Here is an 18880-nt window from a genome sequence, read left to right as displayed (position 1 = left end):
ATCACCTCTTACCACTGAATATCTTCAATCGACTGAGGCTGTTCATTCAGTTCTTCACTTCGAACCCTAGCGTCATTGATTCGAATCACTCGATCAGCCATTGGTGCGATTGCCGAATTATGTGTGATGATTACGACCGTTGTACCGTTTTCACGTGCAGTATCCTGCAATATTTTCAAAATTTGCTTCCCAGTTTCAAAATCCAATGCGCCGGTTGGTTCATCACATAAAAGTAGTTTTGGTCTTTTGGCTAGTGCTCGAGCAATTGTAACCCGTTGTTGTTCCCCACCAGATAATTGGGCAGGAAAGTTATCCATCCGTTCTCCCAAGCCCACAGATCGTAGCACAGCTTCAGGCTCCATCGCGTCGGCTACGATTTGAGAAGCTAGTTCAACGTTTTCTTTTGCTGTTAAATTGGGAACCAAATTATAAAATTGAAAAACAAAACCAACATCATTTCGGCGGTAAGTGGTTAATTCCTTATCACTGAAAGCCGCAATATTTGTGCCATCTACCACCACTTTTCCCTCATCACAGCTATCCATGCCGCCTAAAATATTTAACACCGTAGACTTCCCTGCACCACTTGGTCCGAGAATCACCGCTACTTCGCCTTTTTCAATTGAAAAATTGATTTTCTCATTTGCTTTAATAACTGTTTCACCCATTTTATAATGTTTGCTCTCATCAATTACATCTATATAAGCCATTCTATCTCCCCTTACTGACAAAGCTGATTGAAAAACTTTTTTCTTTTTAGTTTAACATAGCGAGAAAAAAAGCCAACGATAGATATCGTCAGCCTCTTAAATTTTTTAGTGATTGAAAATGACAGTTTTTGAATAGATAATAGAGAAAAGGAGGCGTCAACATGAAGGAATGTATCGAATGCTATTCAGCGAATAATCGTGCAACACCGATACTCGGAAAAAGAGAATGCTTAGAAAAACATGAACAGTATATTTGTGGTACTTGCGGCAGGTGTATTTGTCTGCAAAAGGACCCGAAGCGTCAATTACGCAGAATAGATTTTCCATTTAAAAGTCTAGAGATTGCAAAATTGTATTTACGAGCGGCTGATTATCTGCAGCAAGCTCCTTGTGGAATTTACGAAGTGATCAGTGAATCCAAACGAAAATCCTATAAAATCTTTTTAGATGATGAGAGCTACACCACCTATTTAGCCAACCATAAGAAAAAATATACCGAGAATAAGCAGGCGCTCTATCGCCAAACTCACTTTAAAGCATTTTCCGGTACTGAAATAAGAAGACTGACCCAACAAGAAATCGATAGGTATTTAGCGGAAGAATAATTCTTTTTTGTAAGCTGTCCTTGAAAAATCCTAATATCTTGAGTGACTAAGAAGCTAGATTTATTTATCATTCTTCTTCGGCTAGAGGAAAAGCAGCGTTTAGCTGTTTTAAATCCGCATAATCTACGTCTCTAAGCTCATAGCCGGTGTGAAAAAGTCTCTGTCCTTCAACTGAGACACATGGAATCAAACGATCTTCGAAAGTCCCTTGTGAGAACCACTCTGAGGCTAATTCAAAGAAACCACCCTCTGGATTTGCTTGCTTCATTGTTCCCGATTTGCTGATAATAAATGGGTGAATATCAATATAGCCATAGTTTGGATGATAAAGCTCTGCACGCACTGGTCGTTGATCCATTATTTGTTCATATCCTAAATCAATCAACTTTTGCACTAGCAGCTCCTCTTGGTCAGCATCAAAATCAACATCTATGTCTCTATGGGGCCTTGTTTGTTTACCAATAAGTACATCAATGCCCCATTCCCCTTCGATCCAGTAACGAATACCCATCTCGTTTAACAAATCAACAATCATAAGAAAACTGTCTTTGTCTGCGATAGAAAGCTCTTCTTTATCCGATGCCATTTTTTCCCTCCTACTTTTTTCTCAAGCAACTTTAACATGCTGAATAGAATGCTGCCATTAAAGCTTGATTTTCCGGTGTAGATGCATTGAAAAATTCTGGATGCCATTGCACCCCGTTAACAAATGCTGCCTCTTTTAACGAAATTCCTTCAATCACCCCATCTGTCGAAACGGCGGTGACTTCAAGGCCTTCGCCTAAATCTTTGATTGCTTGATGATGATAGCTGTTTACGCCCAACCTTGACCGTTGCCAGATGCGATGAAGCATCCCGCCCTCAATTAGAGATACTTTGTGTTGCTCCCTCGCATAAGGAACAACCATCTGATGATTAACAACTGTCGGATGGTCATTCGTCAAGTCCTGATAAAGCGTCCCTCCGAATAAAACATTTAACAACTGAGCGCCTCGACAAATTGCTAAAATTGGCTTCTTTTTAGCTATGGCTTCTTTCATAAGGAAACACTCCATTTCATCACGACGAAAAGATTGTTCTCCACAGACAGCTTGTTTTTTCTCTCCATAAAGACTTGGGTCTATATCCTGCCCACCTGTAAAAAGAAAGCCGTCGCAAATAGTAAAAAAAGAAGCTAAAGTTTCTTTATCTATTGTCAGCGGTAAAATCAACGGAATGCCACCATTTTTTTCGACTAGCTCTAGATAACCTGGCAGCATCCAAATACTTTTTCTTTCATTATCATATAAAGGCATTATACCAATCGTTGGTTTCATAGGCTCCTCCTACTAAGTTCTTCACTCTAACTAATAACTTTTGATGAAAATTTTACCAGATTAACAATGAAAGAACAAAAAAAACTCGGCCAAAATGACCGAGTAAAGTGACCAAGTTTATATGAATGAATTAAGCGTGATAGCGTTCAACACCATCAAGGTACGTAGCGACTAAGTCCATAGTAGGTTCTAATACGATGAAGTCAGCTGCGCGTCCTTCAGCGATCATCCCGCATTTATCGTCAATCTTACAGCTAACTGCTGGAACATAACTTGCCATCATAATCGCTTGTTCCGGTGTTGCAATGTCCCAATCAACCACGTTTTTAATCGCTTCTTTAAGTTTTAAAATACTTCCCGCTAAATTACCAGATTCAAGACGAGCAGTACCTTCTTTTACGACTACTGGAAATTCCCCTAGATTGTAGTTGCCATCAGGCATCCCGCCTGCCATCATACAATCAGTAATCAAGGCAACATGATCATGACCAGCTTTTTCCATTAATACTTCAGCCGCTTGAGGATGCACATGATGACCATCACAAATCAACTCTGAAAAGACATGTTGCAAGGTTAGTAAAGCCCCAACCATACCAGGTTCGCGATGGTTTAGACCACGCATCCCGTTGTAGGCATGGACAAAGACACTGGCTCCTGCTTCTACGGCTTCTTGTGCTTCTTCTAAAGTAGCGTTTGAATGGCCTAGAGATACGACAACACCTTCATCAGTCACTGTTTTAACGAATTCTCTAACACCTTTGCGTTCAGGTGCTAGTGCAATTTTCTTGATCAACCCGCCTGACGCTTCTTGCCATTCATGGAATGTGTCCAAATCTGGATCACCGAAGTAGCTAGGGTTTTGTGCTCCCTTATGTTCTTCGGTAAAGAATGGACCTTCAAAGTAAATCCCTTGAATCTTCGCACCATCAACCTCTTGGTATACTTTACCAATGGTTTCTGCGACATCTTTTAGTCGTTCTTTTGAAGAAGTTAAGGTAGTTGGTAAGAAGCTGGTTACACCACATGATAGCAGCCCTTCAGACATTACTTTAATTCCTTCGGCATCATTATCCATTACATCATGATTTTTATATCCGTGAATGTGGGTATCCACTAACCCAGGAGCAATCCATTTTCCCGTTTGGTCAATAATTTCTGCTCCTTCAGGTTTTTCTTTCGTATATGTTCCAAAAATGCCATCAGTGACATCTAAATAACCTGCGCCTTTAACACCAGAGTTTAAAAAGAATTTGTCAGCATAAATAAATGTTTTCATTGTGAGCTCTCCCTTTTTGTCTTAGTACCTTAAAGTTACTCCTGAATGGCCAATAAGTCAAGAATGGTGTAGACCATTCTATAAATCTTTTAGCTTTTCGATGGCTCTCAGCATCTTTCTATAATTAATCACTGTGTGAAACTCATCTCGGGCCTCTAGCATCAAAATTTTTAATTCTAACAGTTCTCTCAACTTGTAATAGCTACATTGCTGCCGATTCCACTTCAACCCCATATCAACGACTTTTTCAGCAAGGTCCAAGCGTTCGTGTTTCACTAAGAAAGTGCCATAGTTCACAAAAAGATTACTGAGCTCACTACGTTCAGAATAATCAGCCATCATCGTCTGGAATAACTCAAAGCTTTGATTGTAATAATTTTGCGCTTCGTTTACTCTGCCTAAAACAGAATTCATTTTACCAGCAAAACTCAAGAGTAAGATTCGACTATCAAAATAACCGTCATATTTTTTTGAGACGCAAATCGAAAGTCCTTGTATAATCTGTTCTAAAGCCGCTTCCGGTTCTTTATCAATAAAATACGCACAAACGCCTTTAAAAAAGCATGCTAGCTGTCTATCTTTATCTAAATGAGTAATTTGACGTTCATCCAAATACTCTAGTGTCGTTCGAATTTCTAAATATTTTCCGGTTCGCAAATACATAAACATTTTGTTAAAATACTTGCGCAGAAATAATTCTTCCGGTAAGAAATCTAGCATCAATTGATCAATCGTGATTCCTAGTCGATGACATAATTGTTGAATCACAAAAATATTCGGAATCTCTTCATTGTTTTCAATTCGACTCAAAACACTTTGGGAACAAATTCCTTCAGAAAGATCTTTTTGTGTCATGCCATGTTCTTTTCTGAACTCTTTTAAGACTTGACCAATCGCTTCCATTACTGTTTCCTCCAAAATATGCATATTCACATTTTAATAAGTTTATTTTATCTGATGACGAATTGACAAGCAACTCTTGCGATCGAAAAGCACCAAAGGTTTCTTCTAAAACGAACAGATGTAAACGGATTTTTTAAAAATATCATTAAAAAAAGGATGTACCATCATTGGTACACCCAAGTGCGGCGAATGGGACTCGAACCCACACGAGATTGCTCTCACATGATCCTTAGTCATGCTTGTCTGCCAATTCCAACACCACCGCAGAATTCTTTTTTATGATAGCGATACAAAATGAAAAAGTCAATACCTATACAATCGTTGTGTCGTAAACGTATGTAATATTTCCCTTCAATCCCGCAATCCCTCTAAAAAATTTTTTATCCTCTTGCTTGATCCACGCTTCACGAAATAAGAAAAATTCATCACGTGTTACCTCGATTTTGTCAATCTCTCCAGCTCTTAATTGGCGAATTTTTTCCTCGAATGGGTTCATGTTTCTTGTTCTCTCCTATCTTCATAAAAACAACAGAAGGACGCCCATTGGCACCTTCTGCATTAATCGTGAAAATACTTGCTATTTTCGATATTAGAATTGTCCTCTTGCATAATCCCTCGTAACGAGCGATCCAAACGTTGCCGTGAATTCTTTCTGTCTATTGCCGGTTGCTTTTCTACATTATCTGGCGCAAATAGAATATACGACTGACGCGATTTTTCCATCCGCTGCATCAATTCTCTCGGTGAGATTGCATCAGCAGGCTCATCAGGAATCAAGGAAGAAGGAACAAATTTAGGCGAAAACGGTGTTGCGCTACGGCCATTTCTTGTATTAAACGTTGACTTAGGCTTGGTCGTCTCTTTTGGCTTTCGCTCTTCAAACAAATTAACTTTTTTGGATTCTTTTCGATCCCCTTGATACATCGGTAAGTGAGCTTTGTGATGATCCAGCTCTCTTCGTGGCTCTTCATCTAAATTTACACGTCGCGTCCGTTTGTTCTTTGGTAATTGTCGGTCAAAGATATCCTTTGCCTCTAAGCGATAACTTGTAATTAAGTCATCTTGTCCATCAAACAAGACACGTTGATTCGTCTGTACTAATTTCACACCTGCTTCATCGTCAAAGGCAGGAAAGCGGCTCTTTTTTCTGCTATACGTTTGCATACAATCATCCTCATCGTTCTGATATAGCATAGTTTAGCATAAATGCTGAAAAAATGCTTTTAAATTCCTAACCTATAAGAAAATCTCCCACGCATTCGATCAATTTGAGTCATACACAAACAAACTGCCATTTGGAGCCAATACCTCACCCTCTAAGATACGATCCAACACCTCATAATCCCCTTGATAGGCACGTGGACTTGATAACTCTCCAACATTTAGGCTTTGTTCCTCATCAGATAAATTGAGTGCGTAGATGACATAGGCCTGTTCCGTGTATCGAATGATCCCGAATATTTGCTGTGTATGCGAATAGAATGGGAAAAATTGCCCTTGCTTCAGCACATCATATTTCTTTCTACGCTCAATCCATTTTTGACAATTTTTAAACAATCTAGGATCAATGCTGTTCCACGGGAAAAACTTACGATTATCCGGATCCTTCCCGCCGGTCAGCCCGGCTTCGTCGCCGTAATAAACACAAGGAATGCCTGGCATCATGAACATTAATCCCCAAGCCTGATCCATCGCTTCGATCGAACCATCTAACATGGTCAAGATTCGTTCCGTATCGTGTGTGCCAATATTATTCAACTGATTGTAGTAAAAATCAGCCGGATAATTTTCTTGGTAACGAATCATCTCTTCGCAAATATCCTGCAATGATCGTGATTGATTTAGTAAATCTAAAATTTGTTGTCTGAGTGGATAATTCATTACGCCTTGTAAATGATCACCAAACACATACTTTCGTCGAGTGTCATAGGCAATTTTGTTCGATGCATCCTCCCAAACCTCACCGATTAGAATCTTTTCTTGATACGCCAAAAGATTTTTACGGATACCAGCAATAAAATCGTCAGTTAATTCATCTGCAACATCCAACCGCCAGCCATCAACGCCCATCGAGGTCCATTTGGATAAAACACTGTCTAAATCGCCATAAATGAATTCCTGATAACTTGGATTATCCTTACGTACCTCTGGCAGATCGGATACTCCCCACCAAGATTTATAATCATCCGGATAGTGGTTAAATGTGAACCAATCAAAGTAGCGACTCTTAGGATCGCGAGCTGCGCCAGTATCCTCGCCATATAAACCAGAAATATTGAAGTACCGACTGTCTTTTCCTACGTGAGAAAATACTCCGTCTAAAACAACCGCGATACCCGCCGTGTGTAAAGCAGCGATCAGACTACGAAAATCTTCCTCAGTTCCCAAGACACTATCCACCTTGAAATAGTCATTCGTATCATAGCGATGATTAGAGGTCGCCTCAAAGATTGGATTTAAATATAAAGCGGTGATCCCAAGTTCTTGTAAGTAAGGAATTTTTTCTTGAATTCCTTTAAAGTTCCCACCAAAAAAGTCCCATCGAGCAATCTCATTTTTCTGATTCTTAATATAAAAAGGTTCATCCTCTTCAGTTGCATAGATAAATGAATTTTTTTTTGGCTGATTGATTTTACGATCGGGATTGCCATTGGCAAATCGATCAGGAAAAATTTGATAAAAAACGGCATTTCGATACCATTTTGGAGCAACCTCTGGCTTCTGATAACACGTCAATTGATAAGGTACGACTTCTCGTTCAGAGCTATAGATTCTTCCTTCGCCACCATGTCCTTTAAATCCATAATACTGAATTGTTTCGTAGCCATCCGTTTCATGGATGACTTTAAAATAATAGAAATACAATCCCCAGCCCTGATCCATTGTCGTTTGAAAATGAAATCGATCCTCAGAAGCCGGCTCCATTGGAAAAATTTTTTGTCCCACTGAGCTTCCTTCTTTACGCACAATCAAAAAGACCTTCGTATTTTGCTGTTCCGGAACCGACAGCCAAATTTTGACCGTCGTCCCTTCCTGAACAGCACCAAAAGGTTGTTTGTATCGTTCTAGCCATGGATTAAAGTAAATATGAGTCATGTTGTGTCACACCTCGATCATCTTCATGAGCAAAAACTGGTTCTATTTGCCAAATGTCATCTGCATAACGCTGAACGGTATTATCTGAAGAAAAGCGTCCTGCATTGGCTATATTTCGTAAGCTTATTTGTCGCCAACGACGTTTGTCTTGATAAGCCTGATTTACAGTTTCTTGCGCCAAACAATAATCTTCAAAGTCACGTAAAACAAAGAACTCATCATTGTACTTAATCAAGGAATCAAAGATTTCTTGACCCTCTGCAAAAATATTCGGAATCGTACCATCTATTAGAGTTTTTACCACTTTGTGTACCTGTGCGTTTTCTCGATAAATGTCTGCGGATGAATAATTTTTATTCTCGTAATATTGATAAACCTCAGACTCGGTCAAACCAAAAATAGCAATATTCTCATCTCCAACAGCATCTCGAATTTCAACATTTGCGCCATCCAATGTCGCGATTGTCACGGCGCCATTCAGCATAAGCTTCATATTTGAAGTTCCAGAAGCTTCTTTAGACGCCAAAGAAATTTGCTCACTGACATCTGCTGCTGGAATAATTCTTTCCGCCAAGCTTACGTTATAGTTTTCCAAAAAGATGACCTTTAATTTATCCTTGATTGTTGTATCTTGGTTGATTAAGCTCGCTGTTTCATTGATTACCTTAATAATAGATTTTGCATAATGGTAACTTGGAGCTGCCTTTGCACCAAAAATAAACACGCGAGGTTCAATCGGTAATTCAGGATTTTCTTTCAACTCTAAGTACAACTTAATGATATGCAGTAAGTTTAGTAATTGACGTTTATAAGCATGCAGTCGTTTGATTTGAACATCAAAAATTGCATGAGGATTGACTTCAACGCCGCAATGTTTTTGAATATAGTCTGCTAGACGTTGCTTGTTTTCCAATTTCGCTGCCGCAAGCTTATCAAGCACCTGGTCATCTTCCTCATAATTTAATAGCAAACGCAGGTCACTTGGCTGCTTTCTCCAAGTATTACCAATCGTTTCGTCTAATACTTTACTTAGCGAAGGATTTGCTAATTGCGTCCATCTTCGCATCGCAATCCCATTTGTCTTGTTATTAAATCGAGCTGGATATAATCGATAAAAATCATGCAAAACGACGGATTTTAGAAGATCGGAGTGTAATTTCGCCACACCATTCGTTGAATGCGAGCCTATGATTGCAAGATGGGCCATATGAACCTGGCCGCATTGAATGATTCTTGTTCGTTGTATCAAATCAAAATCATGCACGCCAGTCATTTCCTCAACGAAACGACGGTCGATCTCTTCAATGATCTGATAGATTCTTGGACACACGCTTTTCATCATATCAATCGACCATTTTTCTAAAGCCTCAGCCATGATCGTATGATTCGTGTAGCTCATCACCTCTTGAGTTAAGTTCCAAGCTCGTTCCCAACCCATTTTTTCTTCATCAACTAGCAGGCGCATAAATTCCGCCACACACATAGCAGGATGTGTATCATTGATATGAATCGCAATGTATTGATTAATTTCGTCCATCGGTTTCTTCAATTGTTTGTAGTAACGCAAAATACTTTGAACACCTGCTGAGACAAAGAAATACTCCTGTGACAATCGCAGTCTTCTTCCGGCTTCACTAGAATCATCTGGATACAATACTGAAGTCAGATCCTCCACCGCACGACGATCCTTTATACTACGGTATCGATCCTCTTCTTCCGGCGATATTTCTACAGACCATAAACGCATGGTATTGACAATACCATTCTGATACCCAAGCATCCCGGTATCATAAGGGACCGCTCGAAGCATCATCCCACCCTGATAATTCGGAACTAGATTGCCGTATTCATCATGACTCATGTATACATCGCCACCGATACGCACATCTACCGCTTTACTCTCTTTTCGAACTTCCCACAAATTACCTTTGTGCAGCCATTCATCTGGCAACTCCACTTGATAATTGTCAACAAAGCGTTGTTTAAAAAGACCATACTCATAACGGATTCCATTCCCATTGCCAGGAAGCCCCATGGAGGCAATCGAATCCATAAAGCAAGAAGCCAGACGACCTAACCCGCCATTTCCTAACGCCATGTCCGGTTCAACTTCAGCTAAATCCTCTAAATCAATATTTAACTCAGCGAGCCCCTCCGTGACCATGTCTAACCAACCCATGTTTAAAAGATTACTTTTTAACATTTTTCCTGGTAAAAATTCAATAGAAAAATAATATGCTTGTTTTTGATCTGCTTCTCGATAATCTTTCCATGTTTGCTGCCAATTTTGTGAATATGCCGAAGTCATTAATGAACCCAATGTTTGGTAAAGTTCGTCTGGGGAAGCGTCCGCAACACCCATTGCAAATTTTTCAGCTAGACGGCGACTGAATGATTGTTTAAATTCTGTTTTATTCATATTCTCATCTCCAACCTACACTTTTTAAGCTATGTATTATACATACTACATATAATACATCATAAATGAAAATTTAATGATAAAAAAGCCAAAATCAATCGCCACAAGGCTTAGATTCTGGCTTTTCGAATCTTATATTCCTTCGTACAACTCTAAATATTGCTGACTAGATTCATCCCAACTGAAGTCCCGAGACATTGCCTCAGTCATCATTCCTTGCCAAACCGCTGGATGATCCTGATAAAGTTCAATGGCCTGTTTCAACGCATTCATTAAATAGAACGGTTCAAAAATGTTAAAACCAAAGCCTGTCCCTTCACCTGTAATCGGATTGTATGGTTGAACGGTGTCTTTCAGGCCGCCAATCTCGTGGACAATCGGCAATGTACCATAACGCATGGAAATCATTTGCGAAAGCCCGCAAGGTTCGAAGGCTGATGGCATCAAGAACATATCAACACCGGCATACACTTTCTGAGCCAATGTTACATCAAAGTCAATATGGATGCTTGCTTTATTCGGATATTTTCCGCCATAATAGTGGAACTGATTCTCAAAATTCGGATCCCCTGTTCCAATCAAAACCAACTGTACATCAAATTGCATTAAGTTCTCCATCTCTTCTAGAAGTAAATGAAACCCCTTTTGGTAAGTCAAACGACTGACAATCCCAATGACAGGAACATCCGGTCGAACAGGTAAATCCAAGGCTTTTTGTAACTGTACTTTATTTTCTATTTTTCTATCAAGATGTGCTGCATCGTAATTTGCGAAAATTGCAGGATCAGTTTTTGGATTAAAGGCATCATAATCAATCCCATTCAATATTCCATGCAACTTGCCGCTTTCCATTCGCAAAATGATATCCAAACCAGCACCAAACTCAGCCGTTTTTATTTCTTCAGCATAAGAAGGGCTAACTGTAGTCACGCGATCTGCGTACAGAATCCCAGCCTTCATAAAGTTTACGCAGTCATTGTAACGTATCGTGCCATCGTCGTAACGTTCACACCCCATGCCAAATAAATCATATAAAACTTCACGGTCATATTGTCCCTGAAATTCTATATTATGAATAGTCAAAACGGTACGAATTTGATCAAAATTTTTAATCCAACGATATTTTTCCTTTAATAAAAAGGGGATGAAGGAGGTATGATAATCATTCAAGTGCATAACATCAGGAATAAAATCGATTTTTTCCATTAGTTCAATGACCGCTTGCTGATAAAAAGCGAAACGTTCCCCATCATCATAATAACCATACAATTCTGGCCGATTGAAGTAATAGAGATTGTCTAAAAAGTAGTAATCAATCTCATTCATTCGGAGATGCTTTACTCCGCAATACTGTTTGCGCCAGCCAACATAGACATCGAAAGAAAATAAATCCTCTAACTGCTCCTTAAAACGGTCTGGCATCTTTGTGAAAAATGGTAGGACCACTCTTATATCTGTTCCCTTTTCCTTTAAGGCTTTAGGTAAAGCGCCCGCAACGTCACCCAATCCTCCAGTTTTAAAAAAGGGTGCACATTCTGCTGCTACAAATAATGTCTTCACCTTTATTCGCCTCCGTAAACATCACTGATCACATGTGTATTTTTCTTGATGACAACTGGTTGTTCAGCAGAGCCGATAATTTTAATTCCTGGTTCCACTACAACGTTTTTATCTAGGATCGCATTCTTGATATATGCGTTTTCGCGTATACTACAGCTTGCCATGATAATCGAATCCTCAACCTCAGCACCTTTTTCAATTATGACACTTCTTGAGAAAAGGGAACCATGAGCTTTCCCATCAACCAGACAGCCTGTAGCGAATTGACTATTCTTTACTTCAGAAGTTGGAGAATAATAGGTAGCCACTTCATTCTTCAATTTCGTATAAATCTTTTGTTTAGAATACAATAGAGAAGTAAACTTCTTAGGATCTAACATAGCCATATTTGCATCATAATATGACTTAATATCAAAAATGTTACTTAAGAAGCCAGTATATTCATACGCATTTGTCTTCACTTGATTCATCGCTAAAGTTAAGAAATCCACCAATGCTACCGGACCGCCTAGATTTTGCCCTTCCTGTAAGGCATTGATTAACCAATCTGTACGACAAATAAATATTTTCATGCCCAGGTTCAGCACTTCTTCGTTGGTTTTTTCTTCTAAAAAGTTATGATGGCCTGCAATTATGCCGTGTTCATCCACTTCTAAAATTTCATCCTGCCGATAAATTTGTTCCTTCGGCATTTTTTTATAAACAACAGTCATTACACTGTCGCTTTGTTGATGAATTTTTAAAACAGCCTCTAAATCAATATTACATAGCATACGATTTCCCATAAAGACTGTATATTCAGATTTTGATTTATTCAAATAGTCAATGACTGACTCAAAATAGGGCCGGCCTTCTGCTTTCTTTTTCAAGAAATCTTGATAAAAATGGATAAAGTAACGGCTGTCTACACTATCAAGATGCCACTCGCGTCCTCCGCCAATATGGTCAAAAACAGATTTGGTCGTTCCTTGGTTAAAAACCATGTATACAGATTTGATATTCGCATTGATTGCATTTGACAGATTAAAGTCAATCAGACGGTACTTACAATCAAAAGGCAATGTTGCCAACGGTCTCTTTTCAGTTAAAGGTAATAATTCTGGGCACTCATATACGTTCCCCAAAATGGCGCACATTTTATTCGCTCTCACTTGTCAACACTCCAATCACTTCTGAATAGCCTACTACAGCAATCTCTTCTGATCCATCAACGACCGCATCGTCACCAATGATGGCGTTCTCTCCAATAATCGCTTTAGTGATTTGCACATTTTTACCAATCGTTGCACCTGGCATGACGACACTGTCGACTACCTTTGCACCTTCTTTTACCTGAACATCATCAGATAAAATACTATGTTCTACGTGACCAGCGACATAACAGCCATCCACTACCAATGAATTTTTTACATCAGCATTTTCAGTTAAAAAATGTGGCGGTGAAATGGTATTTTTTGCTAAAATCCGCCAGTTTTTATCACGGATATTCAAGCTATGCTCAGGATCAATAAACTCCATACTAGCTTCCCAAAGAGAATCGATTGTACCAACATCTTTCCAGTAACCGTCAAAGCGATACGCAAAGACATTCTCTCCACTTTCTAAGTAGGCAGGAATTACATGCTTACCGAAGTCTAGCATTTGATCATCCTTTTTATAACTGTTTAGCAATACACTGCGCAAGCGACTCCAGTTAAAGATGTAAATGCCCATTGAAGCTAAGTTGCTCTTTGGTTCTTCTGGTTTTTCTTCAAACTCAATAATTCGATCATTTTCATCAGTATTCATGATTCCGAAACGAGAAGCTTCTTCAATAGGGACCTCAATTACCGCAACTGTTAGTGAAGCATTGTTCGCTTTATGGTCTTCAAGCATCGCTTCATAGTCCATCTTATAGATATGATCACCAGATAGGACTAAAACATACTGAGGATCCATTTGATCGATGTAGTCCATATTTTGGTAGATTGCATGAGCTGTTCCTTCAAACCATTTACTCCCATCATTGCTAGAATATGGCTGTAGAATTGTTACTCCTGAGTTTAGACCATCAAAGCCCCAGCTAGAACCATTCCCAATATGATTATTTAACGCTAAAGGCTGATACTGCGTTACTACTCCTACATTGTTGATACCTGAATTAATGCAATTACTCAACGTAAAATCAATAATTCGATAGCGACCGCCAAAAGGGACAGCAGGTTTTGCAATTTTTTGTGTTAGTTTACCTAGACGAGAACCCTTCCCGCCGGCTAAAATCATTGCTAAAATTTCTGTTTTCATTTTATTTGATGAAGGACTTTCCTCCATCGACCTCCCCTCTATTTCTTGCGTGTGTTGATTTTTTCTGGTTTCAATATGATGGCACCTAAAGCAGGGACAGTTGTTCTGATCAACTGGCCGTACTCCTTAAATTCAATTGGTTCGCTTTGACAATCCTCATTATGCTTTGTCCATGTTCCGCCAAATTCTTTCATCTCCGTGTTCCAAACCTCTTTATAAGTCCCCGGATAAGGCACACCTATATGAAAATCTCGGCGTTCTACTGGAGTCATATTTAAAATGACAATTAAGAAATCTTTTTTACGTTTTCCTTTTCGCATAAAGGACAAAATTGATTCTCCCGTATTATCCGCATCAATAATTTCGATCGTGTCATAGGAATCCTCTAGCTCCCATAAGGCTGTTTGATTTTTATAGAAATCATTCAATTCTGCAGTAAAATGCTGCATCGAATGGTTCATTGAATCATTCAAATCCCTCCATTCAAGTCCCTCATCAAACTTCCACTCTAGAAACTGACCCCATTCACTACCCATAAACAATAATTTTTTTCCTGGATGAGTCATAAAATAAGTGTACAGGTTTCTCAACTGCGCGAACTGTTTGTACCGATCCCCCCACATTTTATGCATAAGACTCTTCTTCCCGTGAACAACTTCATCATGTGACAGTGGCAAAATAAAATTCTCCTGCATCATATACATAAACGAAAAAGTGACCAAATTGAAATTGTCTTTCCGAAAAACAGGATCCATCTCATAAAAACGTAAGACATCGTTCATCCATCCCATATTCCATTTAAAATCAAAACCTAATGAGCCACTCTCGATCATACCGGTCACAGGTGTTTCAGATGAGCTCTCCTCTGCGATCATTAAGACATTCGGATGAGCCAATTTGATGACAGCATTCAGTTTTTGTAGGAAATAATACCCTTCAAAGTTTCGATTGCCTCCCTCATGGTTTGGCGTCCACGGTCCATCATCATAGTCGCGATAAATCATACTTGAAACGGCATCTACTCGGATACCATCAATATGGAACATTTCAATCCAAAACATCGCACTAGAAATCAAAAAGCTTTGAACTTGTGGTTTTCCCAAATCAAAATTTATGGACCCCCAACGATTGTTCTTCGCCCGATCAGGATCTTCATACTCAAACTGCGGTGTCCCATCATAATAAGGCAATGTATCATCATTAATACAATAATGACCCGGAACCCAATCAACAAAGACTCCGATATTATTCAAATGACAAGCTTCAACAAAATCCTGAAACTCCGCCGGCGTCCCATAATAAGAGCTCAGTGCAAAATAACCGATTAATTGATAGCCCCACGAACGACCTAATGGATGCTCCATCAACGGCATAAATTCAACATGGGTATAATTCATTTCTACTAGATAAGGGACTAATTCTTCTTTTAACTCAGCAAAACTGTAGGGCGTTCCATCTTCATGATGTTTCCATGAGCTAGCATGCATTTCATAGATATTTAATGGTCGCTTAAACGCATTTGTTCGTTTATTGCGTCCGCGCCATAAGCCATCTTTCCATTTTTTTTCAGGAAAGCTATATAATTCTGCGGCATCGCCAGGTCTTTTTTCAAATCGGACAGCGAAAGGATCTATTTTCAAGATTTCCCGACCATTGGCTTGCTTAACCTTAAATTTATAAAGGTCTCCTTCTTTTGCGGTATCCGATTGTACTTGCCAAATTCCGCTAACTTCATCCTTCTCCATTGGCAAATCCTGCCAATCATTGAAATCGCCAACGAGAGACACAGCAAGCGCATTGGGTGCCCAAACTCGGAAAACGAATCCTTCCTTTACTTGATGTGCACCCAATAAATGTTGTGCATAAAAATTTTCTCCAGACAAAAATGTTCTCTTCGCATCTTCAACTTGTTGCTTTGCCACTTGTTTAGTATTTTCCATGAGAACCACCTTTTTTGAATGAACGACAACGCGTCCTTAAATTACATTTTAATGTGCAAAGTTTAATAATAAAAACACATCTTGTTCTATTATAATAACACAAACCTTTTTAAAATAACGTATCAAGCGTTTTAGATATTTTCCTTTACATTATTAAATGCCCCTACCTAACATTATATTATAATAAGAATTAAAATAGAAGGTAAAAATTTCATTTCTTTAAAATAAATCAGTTTTTCGTCAATAAATAACAATTATTATTTGTTTAATCTGTTTTTTTGACAAATAAACATGAAATTTTTTTATCCTTTTTTCCTTTTATTTGCCTTTTGACAAAATAATCGTTAGGCTGATGAGAATAGAACAAAACGCACACTAAAAACACCTATATGGGTAAAAATCACAGAAAGAAGGCGATTACATAATGGTTGATATAAAAATGCTTGCGATGATCTTTCTTATCAATTTTTGTTACGTTACACTGAATACTCTCCGTTTTATGCTTACAATGAAAGGCTATCGCATTTTAGCGCCCTTAATGAGCATGGTTGAGATTACAATCTATATACTTGGACTTTCAATGGTATTGGATCGTTTAGATAATCCGATCAATCTCCTGACTTATGCTTTAGGTTACGCGATTGGAATTAGTGTTGGGATAAAAATTGAAGACAAATTGGCTCTTGGATATATGATGGTAACCGTGATATTACCAACAAATACCGATCAAGAAGCCAGTCTTCCCCGTATTCTGAGACAAAATGGCTATGGAGTCACCCAGTCATACGGCGAAGGTTTAGAAGGTGGACGAATGGTGTTAGAAATTTTGTCTCCACGTAAAACTGAGCGCACACTTTACACCCTCATCAAGGAAATCGAAAGTCGAGCCTTCATTATTTCTTACGAACCCAAATATATATCTGGAGGATTTTGGACTAAAAAAGTACGAAAACGTCAAAAAAACAGCTTGAAGCCTTAGCGTCAAGCTGTTTCTTTCCAAAGAAATTGGATTAATTTTTCTTCTAATTTTGCACTTTTAGTGATTGAGGAGTGTCCACCGCTTTTTCCTTTAACGGTAAGCTCCTGATAGCTCTTAGCGTGCTTTTGAAACAATGTGCGTAAGGCAAAAGCGCTATGAGTCGATACGGACCCATCACTTTCTGTCCCGTCGTTTAAATCCCCGGCAACAGCCAAAACACGAATATTCGAGGGCAATTGATTCATTGCTCTATCAAAATACTGATAGATCGGTGTTTCACCGCTTGGCCCCTCTTCTGTTAACTCATAAGCAAAAATCTCTTCCGTGTCCTCAGCAATTTCTAAATCATTAAAGGGCGCAGCAACTGCGACAAACTTTTCAGTTATTGGTGTTTTATTCCCTGTGTATTCCAGCAAATAACGTAACGAAGAAACACCACCCATAGAATGGCTGACTAAATTAACCCGCGTGACGCCTTGTTCATACAAATAATGCATTACTTTGCTGATCCATTCACTTTGAGTGATTTCATCCGTAACATCTTTGGCAAAAAGCACCATAATAGTTGGATTGTCATTTCGGCTTTTTAGTTCACCTTCAACAGACAATTTACCATCTGCTTGAACTACGATCGTCATTTCACGTTTTGCAACATTCTCACGTTCAATTCGTCGCAGTAGCGGGCCAAAGGAAAATGAATTTCCTTCATACCCGTGGATAAAAACAGTAGGAACATTAGAATAATGAATAGCCTTTTGTTTCACTAGTGTCCCAGGACTGAAGTAGCGCACTTTTGCATAATAAACCCCTCCAAAAACTAATAAAAAACTAACCACCAATATGATCCCTTTGATTATTCGCTGCATGCTATTATGCCTTCTTTTTTATCATATACGTAAAACTTTCTTTTCCTTTTAATAGTTGTTCCGCCAGTTGTCGCCCGAAAAAGAATTGTTCTTTCTTATTCATCTCTATTTCAATATCTGCCAGCTGTGTTCGATCAACGCATGGAATTGCTACTTGCCATTCTGGCTCAGCGACAACTACTTTCGTCTCAACCAAGCTATCTAAAAAAATCGATGTTCTCTTAGGCTTTTTCCTTAACAGCATTCGTTCAAGAACCAACTCAATTTGATTACTAAAAAATTCAGTATTCACATCACCAAGTAACGGCGCTAGTTTGGGAAACTTATCCGGTTGATCCACGTTGCTAAAATAGTTCGGTAACGTTTCCGATAACTTTTCTCGATGATTGATTGTCGCCAGTCGGAAGCTATCGGTTTCTAATCGATTCAGTGTCGGCAAATCATAGTCAATGGTGATTATCTCATTGATGTCGTCAAGCCAAAGCACCTCCCCTAGCCAAACCAGTAATTCTTCAATAGAGTATCTACCAGCCATCTTTTCTATGAACATTTCGACCTTTTCAGTGGTTGGATATTCTTTTAGTGGAACTAATGACAATTGATACCGCCGATCTTCGCGAGAGATAATACTATTAGCAATCAAAAAATCTAAGTCCTTATCTAAACGCTTTGCACCAGAGAATTCTTTTCGAATGTCACGTAAGATTACAGGCTCTTGCAATTGTTGGAAATAGTTTAAGAGGTTTTGAATATCCTGACGTTTTAATTCTTGTTGAATTTTTTTATCCCGTGTATAGATGTTCATCGCACTGTCCTTTCTAGTTAGAGAATTTTTAAGATTTCAACAAATGGACTGCCTATTGCGATTGTTTTAGACCGAATTAAAGGAAAACAGTTCATGTCCCTTCGTATTATAATCCTTCTTAA

17 protein-coding genes and 1 tRNA gene are annotated in these 18880 nt (G+C 38.8%); 2 read left to right on the top strand and 16 right to left on the bottom strand.

Annotated features, from left to right (window positions below; all coding sequences use genetic code 11):
• Positions 1 to 8: 8 nt before the first annotated feature.
• A complete protein-coding gene (locus IGI50_RS07155; protein WP_010744678.1) occupies positions 9 to 710 on the bottom strand; it encodes an ABC transporter ATP-binding protein in 702 nt (233 codons plus the stop codon).
• Positions 711 to 871: 161 nt separating this feature from the next.
• Here IGI50_RS07155 and IGI50_RS07150 point away from each other — a divergent pair, with 161 nt between their 5' ends.
• The gene (locus tag IGI50_RS07150; protein ID WP_438776605.1) at positions 872 to 1315 is read left to right on the top strand and encodes a hypothetical protein; all 444 of its coding nucleotides are present in this window, start codon (positions 872 to 874) and stop codon (positions 1313 to 1315) included.
• A 67-nt stretch (positions 1316 to 1382) separates the two neighbouring features.
• Here IGI50_RS07150 and IGI50_RS07145 read toward each other — a convergent pair whose 3' ends face one another.
• The 13 genes from IGI50_RS07145 to glgB all read right to left on the bottom strand — a co-directional run bounded on the left by IGI50_RS07145 (position 1383) and on the right by glgB (position 16108).
• Positions 1383 to 1901 carry a nucleotidyltransferase domain-containing protein gene (locus IGI50_RS07145; protein ID WP_438776604.1) on the bottom strand — a complete coding sequence of 173 codons (519 nt, stop codon included), beginning with the start codon at positions 1899 to 1901 and terminating at the stop codon, positions 1383 to 1385.
• Positions 1902 to 1932: 31 nt separating this feature from the next.
• A complete protein-coding gene (locus IGI50_RS07140) occupies positions 1933 to 2631 on the bottom strand; it encodes a gamma-glutamyl-gamma-aminobutyrate hydrolase family protein (protein ID WP_438776603.1) in 699 nt (232 codons plus the stop codon).
• Positions 2632 to 2761: 130 nt separating this feature from the next.
• Complete coding sequence (nagA, locus tag IGI50_RS07135) at positions 2762 to 3907, bottom strand: N-acetylglucosamine-6-phosphate deacetylase (RefSeq protein WP_218257203.1); 1146 nt, start codon at positions 3905 to 3907, stop codon at positions 2762 to 2764.
• A 78-nt stretch (positions 3908 to 3985) separates the two neighbouring features.
• Complete coding sequence (locus IGI50_RS07130) at positions 3986 to 4810, bottom strand: helix-turn-helix domain-containing protein (protein ID WP_010744673.1); 825 nt, start codon at positions 4808 to 4810, stop codon at positions 3986 to 3988.
• A gap of 181 nt (positions 4811 to 4991) precedes the next feature.
• Positions 4992 to 5075, bottom strand: a tRNA-Leu gene (locus IGI50_RS07125).
• Positions 5076 to 5120: 45 nt separating this feature from the next.
• Positions 5121 to 5306, bottom strand: coding sequence for a hypothetical protein (locus IGI50_RS07120; RefSeq protein ID WP_010744672.1), 186 nt, complete (start codon positions 5304 to 5306; stop codon positions 5121 to 5123).
• Positions 5307 to 5368: 62 nt separating this feature from the next.
• On the bottom strand, positions 5369 to 5974 hold the full coding sequence (locus IGI50_RS07115; RefSeq protein ID WP_438776602.1) for a hypothetical protein: 606 nt from the start codon (positions 5972 to 5974) through the stop codon (positions 5369 to 5371).
• A 99-nt stretch (positions 5975 to 6073) separates the two neighbouring features.
• Positions 6074 to 7906 carry a glycoside hydrolase family 13 protein gene (locus IGI50_RS07110; protein ID WP_438776601.1) on the bottom strand — a complete coding sequence of 611 codons (1833 nt, stop codon included), beginning with the start codon at positions 7904 to 7906 and terminating at the stop codon, positions 6074 to 6076.
• Entirely contained in the window at positions 7887 to 10325 is a 2439-nt protein-coding gene (locus tag IGI50_RS07105) for a glycogen/starch/alpha-glucan phosphorylase (RefSeq protein WP_218257200.1), read from the bottom strand. Before IGI50_RS07105 ends, IGI50_RS07110 begins: the two co-directional genes overlap by 20 nt.
• Positions 10326 to 10457: 132 nt before the next feature.
• The gene (glgA, locus tag IGI50_RS07100; protein ID WP_438776600.1) at positions 10458 to 11885 is read right to left on the bottom strand and encodes a glycogen synthase GlgA; all 1428 of its coding nucleotides are present in this window, start codon (positions 11883 to 11885) and stop codon (positions 10458 to 10460) included.
• Between the two features lie 2 nt (positions 11886 to 11887).
• The gene (gene glgD, locus IGI50_RS07095; RefSeq protein ID WP_311854752.1) at positions 11888 to 13036 is read right to left on the bottom strand and encodes a glucose-1-phosphate adenylyltransferase subunit GlgD; all 1149 of its coding nucleotides are present in this window, start codon (positions 13034 to 13036) and stop codon (positions 11888 to 11890) included.
• The gene (locus IGI50_RS07090; protein ID WP_010744666.1) at positions 13023 to 14195 is read right to left on the bottom strand and encodes a glucose-1-phosphate adenylyltransferase; all 1173 of its coding nucleotides are present in this window, start codon (positions 14193 to 14195) and stop codon (positions 13023 to 13025) included. The genes glgD and IGI50_RS07090 overlap by 14 nt, the downstream gene beginning before the upstream one ends.
• A gap of 11 nt (positions 14196 to 14206) precedes the next feature.
• Positions 14207 to 16108 carry a 1,4-alpha-glucan branching protein GlgB gene (gene glgB / locus IGI50_RS07085; protein ID WP_218257197.1) on the bottom strand — a complete coding sequence of 634 codons (1902 nt, stop codon included), beginning with the start codon at positions 16106 to 16108 and terminating at the stop codon, positions 14207 to 14209.
• Positions 16109 to 16532: 424 nt separating this feature from the next.
• Between glgB and IGI50_RS07080 the strand changes: the two genes are divergently transcribed.
• Positions 16533 to 17087, top strand: coding sequence for a DUF2179 domain-containing protein (locus IGI50_RS07080; RefSeq protein ID WP_311854750.1), 555 nt, complete (start codon positions 16533 to 16535; stop codon positions 17085 to 17087).
• Positions 17088 to 17089: 2 nt separating this feature from the next.
• On the opposite strand, the gene IGI50_RS07075 is transcribed toward IGI50_RS07080, so the two are convergent.
• Positions 17090 to 17953, bottom strand: coding sequence for an alpha/beta hydrolase (locus tag IGI50_RS07075; RefSeq protein ID WP_438776599.1), 864 nt, complete (start codon positions 17951 to 17953; stop codon positions 17090 to 17092).
• Between the two features lie 4 nt (positions 17954 to 17957).
• A complete protein-coding gene (locus IGI50_RS07070; RefSeq protein ID WP_438776598.1) occupies positions 17958 to 18758 on the bottom strand; it encodes a DUF1803 domain-containing protein in 801 nt (266 codons plus the stop codon).
• Between the last annotated feature and the right edge of the window lie 122 nt (positions 18759 to 18880).

Source organism: Enterococcus sp. DIV0170 (genome assembly GCF_051710765.1).
Taxonomy (GTDB): Bacteria; Bacillota; Bacilli; order Lactobacillales; family Enterococcaceae; genus Enterococcus_A; species Enterococcus_A raffinosus.
This window is presented reverse-complemented; position numbering and strand designations above follow the sequence as displayed.